This is a genomic window from Alteromonas sp. ABH4_453, assembly GCF_056160665.1.
In genome coordinates, this window is sequence record NZ_JBSWXP010000001.1 from 267831 (window position 1) to 283496 (window position 15666).

Here is a 15666-nt window from a genome sequence, read left to right on the forward strand (position 1 = left end):
ACACAGCATCCCTACATATAAAGTTACAGGACATACCATGGCGTTTAATTTAGCTATTAATAACGATATTGCAGTAATAACCTTCGACGACGGTAAAGTTAACGCCGTAGGCTTTGAACTTATACAGCAGTTCAACGACGCCTTAGATGAAGCTGAGCAAAACGCTAAAGCGGTTGTATTACACGGCGGTGAAGGCAAGTTTTGCGGCGGGTTTGATTTATCGGTAATGAAAGCCGACGACAAAGCAAAACAACACGAGTTAGTGTCAAAAGGCGCTGAGTTAATCGTACGTCTTTATAGCTTCCCACTACCTGTTGTTGTTGCTGCAGAAGGTCACAGTATTGCAATGGGCGCTATTATGCTTATGGCTGCCGACTTGCGTATAGGTAAAGACGCAGATACTAAGTATGGCCTTAACGAAACCGCCATTGGCATGGTACTTCCGCCATTCGGAATGGAATTAGCTAAAGCTAGACTTGCCAACACCAGCCAAACCGAAGCCTTACTTTTCTCGCGTATCTACCAAGGCAGTGAAGCGGTTAAAGCGGGCTTTTTAGATGCTGCAGTACCTCAAGAGCAGGTACTAGCGACGGCAATGGGTTATGCAGAAAAACTGAAAATGTTGCCTAGACAGTCTTTTGCTGAGTCTAAACTACAGCTGCGTAAAGAGACAATAGCCAAGATGCAAGCCTAGACCCTAGCTTGTAACAACGCGTTGAGGCTTGTTGTTTCAACGCGTTGTTTAGAAGTGATTACTTTACAGGCCCCGACCGGCGTTCTATCTCTTCTTTAAGTGCACTTCTAAGGCCTAGCTCAAAACTTAATTCCGCAAGCACAAATAGTGGTCCTATCGCCAACCCCATAATGTCGTCAACAAAAGCAGGCTTTTTGCCCTCAAAGTGATGACCGATAAACTGAAGTACCCAACCACCAATAAAGATACCTAGTGAAGCTGCAAGCCATACCCCTATCTCATTTTGCGCGATAGGTTGAGCGAAATAGACCATAGCGCCTGTTATTAACGTCATTACTGCGCCAAGCTTTATATCTAACTTTATATAGAGCGCGTTACCTATCGCCCAAACAAACAGCGCTGGACTTACAACCATGTCGCCAAAAATTGGGGCATTAACGAGAAATGCTGGCTTACTCAACAAACAGAATACCGAGAAAACGATGAGTGGAATACCGATGTAATGGGTATATATGTTTCTTTGATCTCGGTGGTACTTGGCGTATTCACTTAAGTGCTGTTCTAAATTTTTCATGCTGCTTCAACCGCAAGTTAAATCGGGTTTTCAGTGTACTCTGCTCACGCCCTCACAAACTGTCGTCTTGACGACAAAGTAAACCAACGTCTATTGTGCAATCTAAGATGGGAGTATTAACGTGAACTTCGTAGACAATCACTAATCATAATGAAATTGATAAAAAAATCGGAGTTTTCATGAATTACAGGAAGTACCTTTGGGCACTGACGGGCTCAACGCTTCTCTCTTTAACAGCGTGCAGTTCAGCTCCCTCTCTTTATTCGAATGAGAGCGAGGGCAGTGAAAAGCATACCGAAGGCAAACCGCTTACGTTAACTGCTAGTCACTGGCAGGTTGAAAGTATAAATCAATCAGGAATTATTGATTTCAGCCATGTTACGTTTAACGTAAATTCAAACGGAGACACTAGCAGGATAAGCGGCAGTACAGGTTGTAATCAGTTTACTGGAGCGCTAGATGTTGAGGAAGCCGATGCGGTATTTAGTGATAAAAGTTCAACTGAATCCTTTTCCACTGATAAGCTCATTCTCACCAAAAAGGCATGTGCGCCCGCACTAATGAAACAAGAGCAACGTTTTATCGACATGCTCGCCGCATCAACTCAATATTCAATTGCGGAAAATACTTGGCTGGTGCTTTACGACAATAATGGCAATGAAACGATTAAAGCGATTGTGGCGCCGACCTCACAATCGACGACCAGTAAACCGGCTAGCGCAACAAAAAGTAATGTAAATACGAAATTATCTGACTTGGCTTCATCGCTAAAACAAGATGTTATTAGCGCCAATGAACAAGAATCGACTAAAACATATAAATGCGAAACGCCGAACGCCAATCTCACTACTTTACGCGTGAATACGCTAGGGCCTGCCACATTGGCCTTATCATTAAACAATAAGCATCACATCGTTCAGCTATCGCGTTCAGCATCGGGGGCAAAATACACCAACAACAAGAATGTGGTGTTTTGGAATAAAGGTAATGTTGCCACCCTTTCGATCAACTCAGGTTATTACCACTGTAGTTTAAGCACCTAAAGCGACGCTTTTAGCGTTTACCCAACCTAATAAAAAGACCCCTAGTAATTGGATAGTCTACCTACCGGGGGTCACTTCATAGCTAACCTTTAAGCGACTCTTTCCAGTCCTATCAAGCTGTGCATCAAAGTTATATAAAGCAGTTGCATCTAACACCGTACGTTTAACTCAATTAGTTTCAGTTAAACACTTTCACACCTTCAATCGGTCAATAAAAAGCGAATTAGGTAATTAGTTAGCCGATTCTTTATATATTTAATGTTTAAAATATTAACTTTTAAAATCAGAACCTTAACACCAAACCAAATACAAAAACACTTCAGAAACGACGCCTAAAACAAAGCTCACAAGTTGAAACAATAGTTAGAACACTATACAATTTATTTTTATTGAACGACCAATTAAAATAAAAACATCATTAAAAAGACGTGCAGAAGAGCGTGTTAAAGCCTTCTATCATGCGTGATTGGCGCAGTAGGTAGTGATGTTTTTTACAGGGTGACTTTTACAAAGCGAAAGTGTTTTATTTGAGCAAGTTAGCACTTCATTAAAGAAAATAGTTTCAACACTATTCATCATTTTGAAACTATTTCTACGTATTAGGTATTCGCAATAGAAGTTAACGCGCAGTACCCGCAAATTGGCGAAAGTTTTAGTCCTTTTAAAAGTAGGAGTTTATGCATGTCATTACCGACTTATCAGAATTTCATTCACGGCAAGCCGATGGCAAACAAAAGCAAAGAAACCTTTGCTGTAACCAACCCCGCAACCGGTGAGGTAATTTACCACGTAGAAGTGGCTGATGAGTTTATTCAACAAGAAGCAATTAAAAGCGCTAAAGAAGGCTTTTCAGTGTGGTCAGCAATGATGCCAATTGAAAGAACCCGCATTCTTAATAAAGCGGTTGCATTGCTTCGTGAGCGTAATGACGAACTCGCTAAATTAGAAGTACTTGATACTGGTAAGCCTATTCAAGAAGCCGACTGTGTTGATATTGAAACTGGCGCTGATGTTATTGAGTATTATGCAGGCCTTGCTCCTACTCAATTGGGTACTCAGCAGCCTGTTGGCGGTGATTTCTTTTACACACGCAAAGAAGCACTAGGTATCTGCGCTGGTATTGGCGCATGGAACTACCCTATTCAAATTGCTTGTTGGAAATCAGGCCCTGCTCTTGCCGCAGGTAATGCGTTTATATTTAAGCCGTCAGAAGAAACGCCTATGGGTGCGCTTAAGTTGGCTGAGATTTTCACTGAAGCTGGCGTACCCGCTGGCGTATTTAATGTGGTTCAAGGCGCAGCGCAAGTTGGTCAATGGCTTACAAATAGCCCAGACATTGAAAAAGTATCGTTTACCGGTGAAGTGGGCACGGGTAAGAAAGTAATGCAAAGCGCCGCTGCGTCGAACTTAAAAGACGTGACAATGGAGCTTGGCGGTAAGTCTCCGCTAGTAGTATTTGAAGATGCCGACATTAGCCAAGCTATCAGCGCCGCTATGCTTGGTAATTTCTATACCCAAGGCGAAATTTGCACCAACTGCACCCGTGTTTACGTTCAGCGCTCTGTTTATCAAGCCTTTATTGATGAGCTTAAAACCCGTACCGAAAACAATATCATTATGGGCGACCCGCTAGACCCTAACGTAAACCTAGGCGCACTTATTTCTAAAAAGCACCAAGAGTTGGTACTTAGCTATATTGCCAAAGGAAAAGAAGAAGGCGCAACACTGTTAGCCGGTGGTAACGCTGCCTCTCCAGCATCCGCACCTAATGGCTATTTTGTCGAACCAACAATTTTCACCGACTGCACTGACGATATGACTATCGTTAAAGAAGAGATCTTCGGACCAGTAATGAGCGTGTTAGTTTTCGAGGATGAAGACGAAGTGATCGCACGCGCGAATGACACTGAGCTAGGCTTAGCCGCCGGTGTATTTAGCAAGGATATCCAGCGCGCGCACCGTGTTATCCACCAGCTTCAAGCCGGTATTTGCTGGATAAATGCATATGGTAACTCTCCTGCTGAAATGCCTGTAGGCGGCTACAAACAGTCTGGCATTGGGCGGGAAAACGGCGTTGAAACGCTTAATAGCTACACACAGACCAAATCGGTTTATGTAGGTATGAGTCAAATTGAAAGCCCGTTTTAAGCTGCAGTAGGAGTACATATGCAGACATTTGATTACATTATTGTTGGAGCAGGTTCTGCCGGCTGCGTGCTAGCGAACCGCTTATCAGAAAACCCAAAGCACAAGGTGTTGCTACTGGAAACCGGTGGCTCAGATAAAAGCATTTTCATCAAGATGCCAACAGCGCTATCTATTCCTATGAATACCGACAAGTATGCGTGGCAATTCAACACTGAAAAAGAGCCCTATTTAAACAACCGTGAAATGCACTGCCCCCGCGGTAAAGTGCTGGGCGGCTCGTCATCCATTAACGGTATGGTGTATGTGCGCGGCCACGCTAAAGACTTTGATGAATGGGAAGCTCACGGCGCAGAGGGCTGGAATTATCAGGCATGCCTTCCCTATTTCCAAAAAGCAGAAACCTGGTACAAGGGTAACGACGCTTATCGTGGTGGCAATGGTGAACTTGGCGTTAACAACGGCAACGAAATGAAGAACCCGCTTTATACCGCCTTTATTAAAGCCGGTGAACAGGCAGGTTACGACATCACGAGCGATTATAACGGTAAACAACAAGAAGGATTCGGGCCTATGCACATGACCGTGAAAGACGGTGTGCGCAGTTCGGCAAGCCGTGAATATCTTGACCCAGTAAAATCGCGTAAAAACCTAACCATTGTAACTGGCGCGCTGGTAACTAAAGTCGTGCTGGAAGGTAAAGTCGCGAAAGGCGTTGAATATGTGGTTAACGGCAAAACCGAAACCGCCAATACGTCTAACGAAGTTATCTTAAGTGCAGGCTCTATTGGCTCGCCACACATCCTGCAACTTTCTGGAATTGGCGACAAAGAGATTCTTGAAAAAGCAGGAATTGAAGTAAACCACCACCTGCCGGGTGTAGGCCAAAACTTGCAAGATCACTTGGAGTTCTATTTCCAGTACAAGTGCAAGCAGCCCATTACGTTAAATCGCAAACTGGGCTTAATTTCAAAAGGCTTGATTGGCGCTCGGTGGTTACTAAATCGTTCGGGGTTGGGCGCAACGAATCACTTCGAATCTTGCGCGTTTATTCGCTCGAAAGCCGATGTAGAGTGGCCGGATATTCAATACCACTTCTTGCCAGCAGCCATCCGTTACGATGGGAAGTCAGCCTTCGATGGTGACGGTTTTCAAGTACACGTAGGTCACAACAAGCCTAAAAGTAGAGGTAGCGTAACCATTCAATCGGCCGACCCGACAGTGCCTCCTAAAATCTTGTTTAACTACTTGCAGCATCAAGATGATATTGAAGGGTTTAGAGCTTGCGTCAGGCTAACGAGAGAAATCATCGCACAGTCAGCTTTCGACGACTTCAGAGACGGCGAAATTCAGCCTGGCGAGCACATTCAGACGGATGAAGAAATAGATGCTTTTGTGCGCGAAGCCGTTGAAAGTGCTTACCACCCGTCGTGTTCATGCAAAATGGGCGAAGATGAAATGGCAGTGGTAGATTCTCAAACCAATGTGCATGGCATTGAAGGGTTGCGAGTGGTCGATTCTTCTATCTTCCCCACTATTCCGAACGGAAATTTAAACGCGCCAACCATCATGGTGGCGGAAAAGGCGGCAGACATCATTCTGGGTAAACCTGCTTTACCATCACAAAATGTGCCCGTGGATATCCACCCGCATTGGCAAACAGAGCAACGCTAAATTTTTAAAGTATCTTGCACCAGTGTGCTTATTTTTAAAGCAAGCACACCCTCCACAGTGCCTACACGCAGTCACCTTAACATGGTTTTAGCGAGTAGCTGGGTGGACTGTTTAATAACGAAAAAAAAGGAAAAAACATGATTTATTTTTATCAATTTTGGGAGGGTGATAATGACAGTTTGGCTTAATGCAGGCATTATTTTCACTCTACTTTCTGTAGCCTATATTTTGTTTAAATGGGGCAACATGAAAGTGGTTGGCGTAACGCCAGTTAGAACCTTCACCTTCATTGCTATTCTTTTTACCTCAGGTTTGGACGTGGGCCTTATTATGTTCCCGCTTACTGAATTTGCTGGTTATGCTGACATAAGCGCAAGTCCCGAATATGCCTTCACCAATCCGCTCGCCATTGAGTTTGGATTCTGGGGTTTCTTAATTTGGGGATTCTACTTTCTTACTTGTTTTTATTTCTGCGTAATCGAGCCGAAGGTAAAGTTTTTCGAGCTTCCTATTGTTAAGTTCGTAAACAACATTATTATCATCGGAACCTGTGCTTTTACAGCTTTCTTACTGCTTTCAAACCTTCCATGGTACCTGCCGTCAGTAGGCGACGGTGAATCAGTCGTGCCAGCGTTCTATCTTATTGTGTTCGCAGCTATTGCCTTTGCAGTGTACTCAAGCACAAGTATTAAGTACGTGCGCATTTTAAGCCTGACCACTACATGGGTATTTATCGCCCTCATTGTTGGCATGTGGGCTGCGGCATTTGTGTTTGGCGAAAGTGAAATAACGGCATACTTTAAAAACCTAGGCCTTATTGGCGGATATTTTGCGAATATTGATAACTTCGTATTACCCATCAATGATTACCATGAGTTTTATCTATTCTGGTGGTTCAGCTGGAGCATTATGATAGGTCAGTTTACGTCTCGTTTCGTAGGCGGCCTTAAAACCTACCAAGTTATGCTGGCTATGATGGTTATCCCATCTATCCCTATCGCTGCATGGTTTTCGGTATTGTATCACTACCACAGCGCCGGTATTCCAACGGAAGGGATCACGAATATGGCAATGGTATTTGTAGGTATTGTTTTTGTAATCAACTCACTTGATTCACTTATCAGACTTTATACCGACAACCTTAACATGACCGTTGAGCGCATTGGCAAAGGTAATTATATTGCCCTTAACATCGTGGCACTATCGCTGCTTACGCTGTTATTCAAACTAGACTTCTTGCAAATTCAGTGGGTAGGTGCGCTGGTTATAGCCGTCTTCTTTAGCTGCTTTGCGTTCATTTTGAGTCAGAAGTTCAAATCGGTGACGGCTATCAAAACGTCCCCGAAAGAGAACAAAATTGACTTCACAAAAATAGAAAACCTTAACTAAAACATTTCATATTTGTTTGTTTCCCCTCTTCTTCACTGGCTCAATTTGAGCCGGTGAAGTTAAAGAGTGCCCACTATTTAAAGGCGTCGATTAAATAAACAACTATGATATACACAACAATGATAAAAACGGGTGTTTAACATGAAAAAATCAAACGTATTTTTACCGTCTGCACGCACACTTGCTGCCATTATCGCGACATTCTATGCTTCGGCATCTCTTGCTGACTGGAGCGCCAACATTTCCGCAGTATCAGACTATACATTCAACGGCGTTAGTCAGACACAAAATGACCCAGCTCTCCAAGGCGGCGTTGACAAAACCTTCGAAAATGGCACGTACGCTGGAACGTGGGCTTCCAACGTAGATTTCGGCGGTGATACTAATCTTGAATGGGACTTCTACGTTGGTCGTTATCAAATGCTAACCGATACGGTAAGTGTCGACTACGGTATCGCCTATTACTCTTATCACGGCGGTGACGATTCAAGTGACGGGAATTACCCGGAAGTGTACACCAAATTCGGTTATGCTAGTGACTACGGTAGCTCAGAACTGAACTTCTGGTACACGTGGGATTACTTTGGAACAGGCGCTAAACACGCCATCGCGATGGTTGCTCATAACTTTGAAATCGCACCCAACCACAATTTACGTGCAAGCTTTGATGTATCAAACTCGTTAGATAGCGATAAGTGGCTATGGAATGGTGATGACACCTCTTTTTACCACTACCGTTTGGCTTACCAAACGAGCTACGAAGGGTTCGATTTCGAAATTGCAGCTGAAAACACCAATCTCGATTTTGATACCGCCGATGAACGCATCGTGTTTGGTGTATCGAAAACCTTTAGCTTCTAAACGTTGACTTGGAAAGTGGTTCTTCAGAACAAGAACCACTTTCCTTAGCAAGTACTATGCGTGCTCGCATTACGCTGCATCAACTGTATTCGGTCAATTTAACTTAGCTATAAGTCGGTTAAAAAGTCCACGCAACAAAGCGGCTCAATTTACTCCCCTGCCCCATATCAACCACTTTACACTGCGCAGCACCGTAATAATCAATACTGGTTTTAATTGGTTTCAAATGGGCACTCTTCGACACCAAGCAGGTGAACCATTCTACATTGTCTTTTACAGAGACACTCTCTTGAACCATGCGCTGAATAAAGGCAAGTTCACCGCCTTCGCACCAAAGTTCATTCGATTGGCCCGCAAAATTCAAGTTCGCATCCCTACCTTGGTAAGAGGCATTTTTACCTTGAAGCTTGGATGTACGATTCCCAAAACCTTGCTCACGATTATCGGTAAACTTTGCACCACTTCGTTTCTGTTTATTACGGGTTAGGTTAGATGTCTTCCTTCGCGTGCCTGACAGTGCATCTTGCGCAGACTTATGAAACGGAGGATTACACATAGTAAAGGTAAACCGTTCGTTCTCTTCAATTACGCCTTTAAAAATGTGCGCACTGTTCGTTTGTTTGCGAACTTGGAATTTGTTGGCTAGTACACTATTTCTGCTAGCAATCGTTTTAGCACTTTTTACTGCGGCATCGTCGACATCACTACCTACAAACGACCATCCGTAGGACGTAACGCCAATAATAGGATAGATAGCATTAGCGCCCACACCGATATCTAGCCCCCGAACATTTTTATAGTGCTCGTTTTTCTCATTATAACCTGTTGATTTTAATAGGTCCGCAATGCCGTGAATATAATCGGCCCTGCCAGGAACAGGGGGGCATAAGTAGCCTTCAGGAATATCCCAGTACTCAAGGCGATAATAGTGACGAAGCAAGGCAGCATTAAGCTCTTTTACTGCTTGTGAATTGGTAAAATCTATACTGGTATTGCCGCTTTTCGCTTTAACTAAAAAAGGCTTAAGCGCAGGGTATGACTGACACAGCGCATCCATTGGATAGCCTTTCTTATGGAGATTTTTTGGATGCATGAAGCGCTACTTTTTATGTGAAACTAAAAATTGAGATTGAACCTTTTCATCGAGCAATTGGGCGCCACTTCCTTGGGCAGCTACTTTATCGTCAGTATTGTAAAGCCTACAGCGCTCCAATGACAGACACCCACAGCCAATACATCCTTCCAACGAGCTTTTCAAACTGGTCAGCGCTGCGATTTTTGCTTCAATATGCTGATTAAACACCTTACTTAGCGTTGCCCAATCTGATTGGGACGGCGTTCTGTTGTCAGGCAACGTAGATAATAGGTGCTTTATTTGCGCGAGGCTGTAACCCATATTTTGCGCGATTAAAATAAAAGAAACCCTACGAATAACAGAGCGAGGAAACACCCTATTTCCTCCTTCGGTGCGAACAGAAGGGATAAGGCCTTCATTTGCATAATAGCGAATTAATGAAACAGCATTGCCAGTACGTTTGGCAATAAAGCCAATGCTTACCATAGGTTCTGGTGCCATAGCGTCCTTTTTTCCCGATATTTAAATAGCACATAAAAACTCTTGATCTAAAGTTAGCTTTAGATATTAAGCTGTTTTTCGTTGAATATCTACACAAGGAAAAACACATGATAACTGCATACTTAGAGCACACGAATATCACCGTTGAAAACCCAGATGAGCTAGCCACCTTACTTTGTACACTATTTGGTTGGAAAGTACGTTGGAGCGGAGGCGCTAAAAACGATGGCTATACGGTGCACGTGGGAAACGATAAAGACTACCTAGCGCTGTACAGACCTAAGACTATTAATGAGATAGAGAGTGATTATAAAACCTTGGCCAACGTTAACCATGTCGGCATTGTAGTTCAAAATTTAGACGAAACAGAACAGCAGGTTTTAGCGCAAAATTTTAAAACCTACAGCCACGGTGATTACGAGCCAGGTAGACGCTTTTACTTTATGGCGCAGCAAAATATAGAAATTGAGGTAGTTTCTTACTGCTAATTTATGAAGTTTATCTCCCTCCGCCTCTGGGCCATTCAGAAAGGCATAATAAGATCATATTTTTGATAAAGCTGCGCGAGCACACCTTGCTTGCGCAAAGCTTCTAATCGTTCATCAAATGCGGTTTTAAGTGCCAAACCATGTTCAGTGAGAGCGAAAGACCAATACAATTTAAAACTACCTAACTCAGAGATCTCATATTCAGCGCGGTCGTCACGCTCATTTAAAGCAAGTTGCACCAAACTATCTGCTCCAACATAGAAGTCGACTTTCTTCATTGCTAGCAAAGTTAATCCCTTATACGAATCTTCAACCTCCAGTCCCATCGTCGCTTTTTCTAAATAGGGATAGAACACCATATCTTCATAACCAGAACGGTAAGCACCGAGTTTGTTATCAAGAGAATCTCGCGTTAGGGCATCTTGTACACGGCTTACCATAACTACGGTGTCAATAAGCACAGGCCGCTCAGAATGATAAAGCCTTTCTGTTTTGTGCATAGCGCCTGTCATATCAATATTTCCTTGCAATACGTTCTTCACACTACGTTTCCAGGGGTAATAGTGAATATCTACTGTATACTCTGGTTCTGGAAATACTTTATGTACTAGCTCGTTATAAAAGCCGCTTCCGTCGTAGTTTGTATAATCTTGCCAATAGTCAGTGCCCCACTTAATAGACGTTTGCGCAACCGAGTGAAAGCTCATGAACACACAAAATAGCAAACAAGAATAAAGAGAGAATTTCATCAAGATATCCATTCAGTTGATTTATATATACAAAGCGTAATTAACGTGTTAACGGTATAAAGAATAACCAGTAAATACCAAAACATCTGTCAAAACAACGGAATGCATATGAAAAAAACCTTATTTCTTCTACTCGCCCTTTTCGGTTTCAGTGTACAAGCCAGTTCCGTGCTGTCGATGAAAGAAAGAAGTGTCTTAATTGATAATATTCTTGAACAGCGTTTCAGTGATGTACTCTCCCACATTATGGAGCGAGAAGGCATCGACATGTGGGTGTTGATGTCACGGGAATACAATGAAGATCCCGTTTTAAAAACCATGCTGCCTTCTACTTGGGTTTCTGCACGACGTCATACCATGTTAGTCATTTATGACCCTGGCAATGGTCAACCGCTAGAACGGTTGGCTGTAGCAAGGTACGCAGTAGGCTCATTATTTAAAAAAGCATGGGATAAGGAAGCACAACCCGACCAGTGGGAAGCATTGAAACATATTATCGAGACCCGAAATCCCTTAAAAATAGCCATAAATAGGTCTGATGCTTTCGCACTTGCCGACGGCATGACCGCTACTGAGCACGAAAAGTTTATGGCTGTGCTTCCTAACGAACTAAAAAGCCGTGTTGTAAGTGGTGAGAAGCTTTCAATTGGTTGGTTAGAAACCCGAAGTGAACTGGAAATGAAGTATTATCCTGTTCTGGCCCAAATTGGTCATTCGCTAATAGCAACAGCGTTTTCAAACGAGGTTATCACACCCAACGTTACGACCACAGACGATGTTGTGTGGTGGCTTCGCGACCAAACCCGTGCACTAGGACTCACTAATTGGTTTCATCCCACCGTCTCTATTCAACGCCAAGACAATGAAGTATTCGACCAAATCAGCGCGTTCAGTAAACGCCCTGGCGAAAACATCATTCGTCCGGGCGATCTCATTCATGTTGATTTCGGCATTACTTACCTTCGACTTAACACAGATCAACAGCAACATGCCTACGTATTAAAACCTGGAGAAAAAGACGCGCCAGCTTCACTTAAACAAGCACTCAAATCTGGAAATAAATTACAAGACATTTTGACCGATAATTTTAAAGTAGCTAGAACGGGTAATACCATATTAAGCATGTCGCGACAGCAGGCGATTGAGCAAGGTATCAAGCCCGCTATTTACACTCACCCGCTTGGTTTTCATGGGCACGCGGCTGGCCCAACAATAGGAATGTGGGATGCTCAAGAAGGCGTACCAATTAAAGGGGATTACCCGATGTTTGCACAAACGGCCTATTCTATAGAGCTCAATGCGGCTAGCTTTATTGAAGAGTGGAACAAAGAAATTAGAATTATGCTGGAAGAAGATGCATTTTTTGACGGTAAGTCAGTAACTTATTTAGATGGTAGGCAAACTGAGTTTCATTTGATTCAGTCTGATGAAAATCAATAACTACAGGTGGATACATTACCCTTATTTTGAGGCCTTTACATAATGAAAAAACTGAACTGTGTGGCTAAAGGTTAGCCGATGAGGAAAGACTTACGTGAAATTAAATCGAGCGAAGCGTAAAGTGTCAGGCCTTTCACCCTTTCAAGCGAAAGGCCATGAAACTGTACTAAATATTAGCAGTAGGTTGCTATCCTAAAACGCAGTCTTATTCAGCAGCAGTGCGAACAACTACATTCTCTGCACTGTATTCACGAACAAAATCAGACATTGTTTTGTGGTTACAGATAATGTTTTCACCTTCCAAACCAAACTTCGCTAGCGCGGCTTCTTTACCTACTGAAAGCGCTTCTAAACACGCTTGTGATGCTACATCTTGGTTCTTAGCAACAAGTGCTACCGTTTTCGCGTTTTCAGTCGCCTTGTTATTTTTGTACATGTAAGCAAAGGTGCGAAGTGATTCGCCGTTACAACGTACAGATGCACTGAACTCTTCAGCATTAAAACCTTTTGAACGGATAAGACGCAATGCAGAGCCAAAACCGTCTTTAGCCGCAGTTAAACACGCTTGTGTTTCGATGTTGTCGTTAATTGGCTTTAGTACTACATCTTTTGCAAAAGATTGAGTAGCAGCAACAGATAGTGTTAGAGCAATAGCGAAAGTAGACAGTTTCATTTTTGAATTCCTATTTTGTAACTAAATTAGATATCACTTAAGTGATGTGTACATTATGAGCAATACTTACGAAAAATAAAGCATTTTCCGTAATTTAATTACATAAATATAGATTTAAACATACAGATCACGTCAAAAATGAAAGTTATTTACAAAAAATAACATCGTTTATATAAAAATTTACATATAAGTCTTTCTAGTTACAGGTGTAGGGTCGCAGATGCACAAAAAAGCGCGCATGAAATTGCTTTTCAGCGCGCTTGGTTTTGTAAATGACAATAAATAAAGTCGAGTAGCGGAGTAATCTTTAAAGTTTAAATCTATAGGATGAGATCGTGCATCCAGTTAAGTGAAGGTAACTGCTGTTCTGGTTGGTAGAAAAGTCGGTTGAGTCTGCCCAGTAAATTAACAGAACGACTGGGGTCGTGCGCTTTCACCCTGTGCTCGCTTTCAGTAAGCATGAACTCCCATGGCTGAAGATTGAGGTTATCTACTTCTTGTTGCGTGACGCCCAGTGACTGCAGCGTTGACAAAATTCGCTCCGTTTTGCTTTCTGCAATAGGAATAATTTTTTTACCATAGAGATCATCGAGTGGCTCATTGATAGCTTCTAACGTGTGATTTATTGCTGCCCAAACTTCATCGTGATCAAACACCCAGCCTCGTGGCGCATAGTAACCCTCTATTTCCCATTCAAACTCTGCATTACTCACTGCAATAGAACTTTCGGCCTCTGGAGAATAGGCTAAATCCGGCTTAGCGCCAATATTGTAAGCATCTACGCTCATAGCGATACAAATAATCAACTCGCCGCAGTGTTGCTTATTTGTATAAAGCGCTTCAAATGCCGCACGCTTAACGCCCATCCAACCATGCACTTTTGAAGGTTGTTCAACAAAGTGCCTTACATCATCGGGTAAGTCTTCGCCGTACGCGTTTATGAGCAAAGGCAGCGGATTTTGATCTGGCGCTTCTTCTGGCATCCAGACTTCGTATTCTTGACGGTTATCAGCTTTTCCGCGACTTTTGATTCCATAGGACAAATTCACAGGACGACAAATGCTTCTGTCTTCATCCACTTTATGAAAATACTCAGAGCGCATCCGCTTTATAAACGGAGCATCTAGACCTGCTAACGCTGCTGTTGGATAGCGATAGCCTATTTCACTATGTTCAACCATGTGCAACGTTGAAATGGCTTGCGTTAGCTTATTTTTAAGCCCTGCCAGTGCGTTCACTTTTGGAAGAACAATACTTCTTTCAGGCTCTATAGTAAGCCTGCTTCCATCTTCGGTTACGAACTTTGGAGTTTTATGAAATTCAAAGCCTGAAAACCCTAATCTATCTACCGCAGCGTTTCTATATTGAGAAAGCTCACTGAAAAGCGCGGTATGATTACGAATATGTTTAAATAACGGTCTTGATGCGGTCATATTTACTTCCATTTCAGCTACTTCCGTTTTAATTCAGCGTTTACTCACCTAACTTTGGTTTAAGAAGCGAAGCCATATCTGTGCGCCCATATCATCGTATTTTTTTACAAGGTTACGGTAACGCTCACGCATTGCTACATCTACGAGTGGTGTTGGCAGCAAAGGGTCAAAGACCAAGTGGTATAACGCTCTATCTCCTATCACATAAGATTCTTTTGTTGCTTCTTCAAGGGGTAAAGACGGTAATCGAGCCAGAGATTTCTCTATTTCACTACATCCGTTTTTGTATAGCGACGCTAAGTTTAAGTGGCGCCATAGCCCCATCGCCTTGCCTTGTGTCTTACTGTCAAAGTTTTTAGCGCTAAACACTAGCGCCTTACTCGATAGGCCAAGTGAATAAAGTTTGTCTCTTACTTCGCCTGCTCCGCCTGAAAAATTATTGGGTCTAAGATAAACATCGTTTGCCAGCTTTCTCATGCCCATAAGCCTGAGTGCGCGTTCGTTAGTTCTTTGCTGCTTTTTATCACTTTTAGGAATGGTACTGGTTTGAGCGACAACCCAATCGTTTTGCCAAGGAACGAGCCCATTCTCATCTTCGCGCCACTGGTGTATTTCTTTAGCAAAACGAATGCCTTCGTCTCCTAGTTTGTAATAACCGCGTTCAACCAAGGTGATAAGCTGAGCAGACTGCAAACGGGTGAGCGTAACGCGAATGTTATTTTCAGAAATACCAAACAATGCCCCCACGCGAACAGCTGCACTGGCATTCATTTGAATATTGTCTCGGGAACCCAAGAGCTTTAGCAATAACTTTCGTGCGACGGGCTTTTTCTCTTTTTCTAGCTGCAAGTTCTATTTACTTCTTTGTTTTAGATAGGACCTAAATACTTAATCAAGCCTCAACTCCGTTGATTGCATAAACCATTT

General features: G+C 42.9%; 15 protein-coding genes. 8 read left to right on the top strand and 7 right to left on the bottom strand.

What is annotated here, in order from left to right:
- Positions 1–37: 37 nt before the first annotated feature.
- Positions 38–694: a crotonase/enoyl-CoA hydratase family protein gene (locus tag ACXAGV_RS01180; RefSeq protein WP_423076626.1), complete on the top strand. Its 657-nt coding sequence runs from the start codon at positions 38–40 to the stop codon at positions 692–694.
- Positions 695–752: 58 nt separating this feature from the next.
- Here ACXAGV_RS01180 and ACXAGV_RS01185 read toward each other — a convergent pair whose 3' ends face one another.
- Positions 753–1268, bottom strand: coding sequence for an Mpo1 family 2-hydroxy fatty acid dioxygenase (locus ACXAGV_RS01185; protein ID WP_474871130.1), 516 nt, complete (start codon positions 1266–1268; stop codon positions 753–755).
- A gap of 179 nt (positions 1269–1447) precedes the next feature.
- Between ACXAGV_RS01185 and ACXAGV_RS01190 the strand changes: the two genes are divergently transcribed.
- The 5 genes from ACXAGV_RS01190 (at position 1448) to ACXAGV_RS01210 (ending at position 8380) form a co-directional block, all read left to right on the top strand.
- Positions 1448–2311: an META domain-containing protein gene (locus tag ACXAGV_RS01190; protein WP_474871132.1), complete on the top strand. Its 864-nt coding sequence runs from the start codon at positions 1448–1450 to the stop codon at positions 2309–2311.
- Between the two features lie 681 nt (positions 2312–2992).
- On the top strand, positions 2993–4459 hold the full coding sequence (gene betB, locus ACXAGV_RS01195; protein WP_474871135.1) for a betaine-aldehyde dehydrogenase: 1467 nt from the start codon (positions 2993–2995) through the stop codon (positions 4457–4459).
- 18 nt (positions 4460–4477) lie between these two features.
- Positions 4478–6130, top strand: coding sequence for a choline dehydrogenase (gene betA / locus ACXAGV_RS01200; protein WP_474871137.1), 1653 nt, complete (start codon positions 4478–4480; stop codon positions 6128–6130).
- A gap of 171 nt (positions 6131–6301) precedes the next feature.
- Positions 6302–7519 (top strand): BCCT family transporter, encoded by a 1218-nt coding sequence (locus ACXAGV_RS01205; RefSeq protein WP_474871139.1) that lies wholly within the window; start codon positions 6302–6304, stop codon positions 7517–7519.
- 141 nt (positions 7520–7660) lie between these two features.
- A complete protein-coding gene (locus ACXAGV_RS01210) occupies positions 7661–8380 on the top strand; it encodes a TorF family putative porin (protein WP_474871141.1) in 720 nt (239 codons plus the stop codon).
- 118 nt (positions 8381–8498) lie between these two features.
- Here the strand turns inward: ACXAGV_RS01210 and rlmF are convergent, their stop codons facing one another.
- Both rlmF and soxR read right to left on the bottom strand, forming a co-directional pair.
- The gene (rlmF, locus tag ACXAGV_RS01215) at positions 8499–9473 is read right to left on the bottom strand and encodes a 23S rRNA (adenine(1618)-N(6))-methyltransferase RlmF (protein WP_474871143.1); all 975 of its coding nucleotides are present in this window, start codon (positions 9471–9473) and stop codon (positions 8499–8501) included.
- Positions 9474–9479: 6 nt separating this feature from the next.
- Positions 9480–9956, bottom strand: a complete 477-nt coding sequence (gene soxR / locus ACXAGV_RS01220) for a redox-sensitive transcriptional activator SoxR (RefSeq protein WP_474871145.1) — start codon at positions 9954–9956, stop codon at positions 9480–9482.
- A gap of 107 nt (positions 9957–10063) precedes the next feature.
- Here soxR and ACXAGV_RS01225 point away from each other — a divergent pair, with 107 nt between their 5' ends.
- Positions 10064–10444 carry a VOC family protein gene (locus ACXAGV_RS01225; protein WP_474871147.1) on the top strand — a complete coding sequence of 127 codons (381 nt, stop codon included), beginning with the start codon at positions 10064–10066 and terminating at the stop codon, positions 10442–10444.
- Positions 10445–10479: 35 nt separating this feature from the next.
- Here ACXAGV_RS01225 and ACXAGV_RS01230 read toward each other — a convergent pair whose 3' ends face one another.
- Positions 10480–11193 (bottom strand): substrate-binding periplasmic protein, encoded by a 714-nt coding sequence (locus tag ACXAGV_RS01230; protein WP_474871149.1) that lies wholly within the window; start codon positions 11191–11193, stop codon positions 10480–10482.
- A 108-nt stretch (positions 11194–11301) separates the two neighbouring features.
- Between ACXAGV_RS01230 and ACXAGV_RS01235 the strand changes: the two genes are divergently transcribed.
- Positions 11302–12633: a M24 family metallopeptidase gene (locus ACXAGV_RS01235; RefSeq protein WP_474871151.1), complete on the top strand. Its 1332-nt coding sequence runs from the start codon at positions 11302–11304 to the stop codon at positions 12631–12633.
- Between the two features lie 205 nt (positions 12634–12838).
- On the opposite strand, the gene ACXAGV_RS01240 is transcribed toward ACXAGV_RS01235, so the two are convergent.
- The 3 genes from ACXAGV_RS01240 to ACXAGV_RS01250 all read right to left on the bottom strand — a co-directional run bounded on the left by ACXAGV_RS01240 (position 12839) and on the right by ACXAGV_RS01250 (position 15588).
- Positions 12839–13306 (bottom strand): DUF3718 domain-containing protein, encoded by a 468-nt coding sequence (locus ACXAGV_RS01240; RefSeq protein WP_474871153.1) that lies wholly within the window; start codon positions 13304–13306, stop codon positions 12839–12841.
- Between the two features lie 320 nt (positions 13307–13626).
- Positions 13627–14739 carry a hypothetical protein gene (locus ACXAGV_RS01245; protein ID WP_474871155.1) on the bottom strand — a complete coding sequence of 371 codons (1113 nt, stop codon included), beginning with the start codon at positions 14737–14739 and terminating at the stop codon, positions 13627–13629.
- Between the two features lie 48 nt (positions 14740–14787).
- On the bottom strand, positions 14788–15588 hold the full coding sequence (locus tag ACXAGV_RS01250) for a PaaX family transcriptional regulator (protein ID WP_474871157.1): 801 nt from the start codon (positions 15586–15588) through the stop codon (positions 14788–14790).
- Between the last annotated feature and the right edge of the window lie 78 nt (positions 15589–15666).

Excerpts from the sequence above, each read along its gene's own strand:
- ACXAGV_RS01205 (WP_474871139.1), top strand. The coding sequence starts at position 6,302 with ATGACAGTTTGGCTTAATGCAGGCATTATTTTCACTCTACTTTCTGTA.
- betB (WP_474871135.1), top strand. The coding sequence starts at position 2,993 with ATGTCATTACCGACTTATCAGAATTTCATTCACGGCAAGCCGATGGCA.
- ACXAGV_RS01235 (WP_474871151.1), top strand. The coding sequence starts at position 11,302 with ATGAAAAAAACCTTATTTCTTCTACTCGCCCTTTTCGGTTTCAGTGTA.
- ACXAGV_RS01245 (WP_474871155.1), bottom strand. The coding sequence starts at position 14,739 with ATGACCGCATCAAGACCGTTATTTAAACATATTCGTAATCATACCGCG.
- ACXAGV_RS01210 (WP_474871141.1), top strand. The coding sequence starts at position 7,661 with ATGAAAAAATCAAACGTATTTTTACCGTCTGCACGCACACTTGCTGCC.
- betA (WP_474871137.1), top strand. The coding sequence starts at position 4,478 with ATGCAGACATTTGATTACATTATTGTTGGAGCAGGTTCTGCCGGCTGC.
- ACXAGV_RS01185 (WP_474871130.1), bottom strand. The coding sequence starts at position 1,268 with ATGAAAAATTTAGAACAGCACTTAAGTGAATACGCCAAGTACCACCGA.
- soxR (WP_474871145.1), bottom strand. The coding sequence starts at position 9,956 with ATGGCACCAGAACCTATGGTAAGCATTGGCTTTATTGCCAAACGTACT.
- ACXAGV_RS01180 (WP_423076626.1), top strand. The coding sequence starts at position 38 with ATGGCGTTTAATTTAGCTATTAATAACGATATTGCAGTAATAACCTTC.
- ACXAGV_RS01225 (WP_474871147.1), top strand. The coding sequence starts at position 10,064 with ATGATAACTGCATACTTAGAGCACACGAATATCACCGTTGAAAACCCA.
- ACXAGV_RS01240 (WP_474871153.1), bottom strand. The coding sequence starts at position 13,306 with ATGAAACTGTCTACTTTCGCTATTGCTCTAACACTATCTGTTGCTGCT.
- ACXAGV_RS01190 (WP_474871132.1), top strand. The coding sequence starts at position 1,448 with ATGAATTACAGGAAGTACCTTTGGGCACTGACGGGCTCAACGCTTCTC.
- ACXAGV_RS01230 (WP_474871149.1), bottom strand. The coding sequence starts at position 11,193 with ATGAAATTCTCTCTTTATTCTTGTTTGCTATTTTGTGTGTTCATGAGC.
- rlmF (WP_474871143.1), bottom strand. The coding sequence starts at position 9,473 with ATGCATCCAAAAAATCTCCATAAGAAAGGCTATCCAATGGATGCGCTG.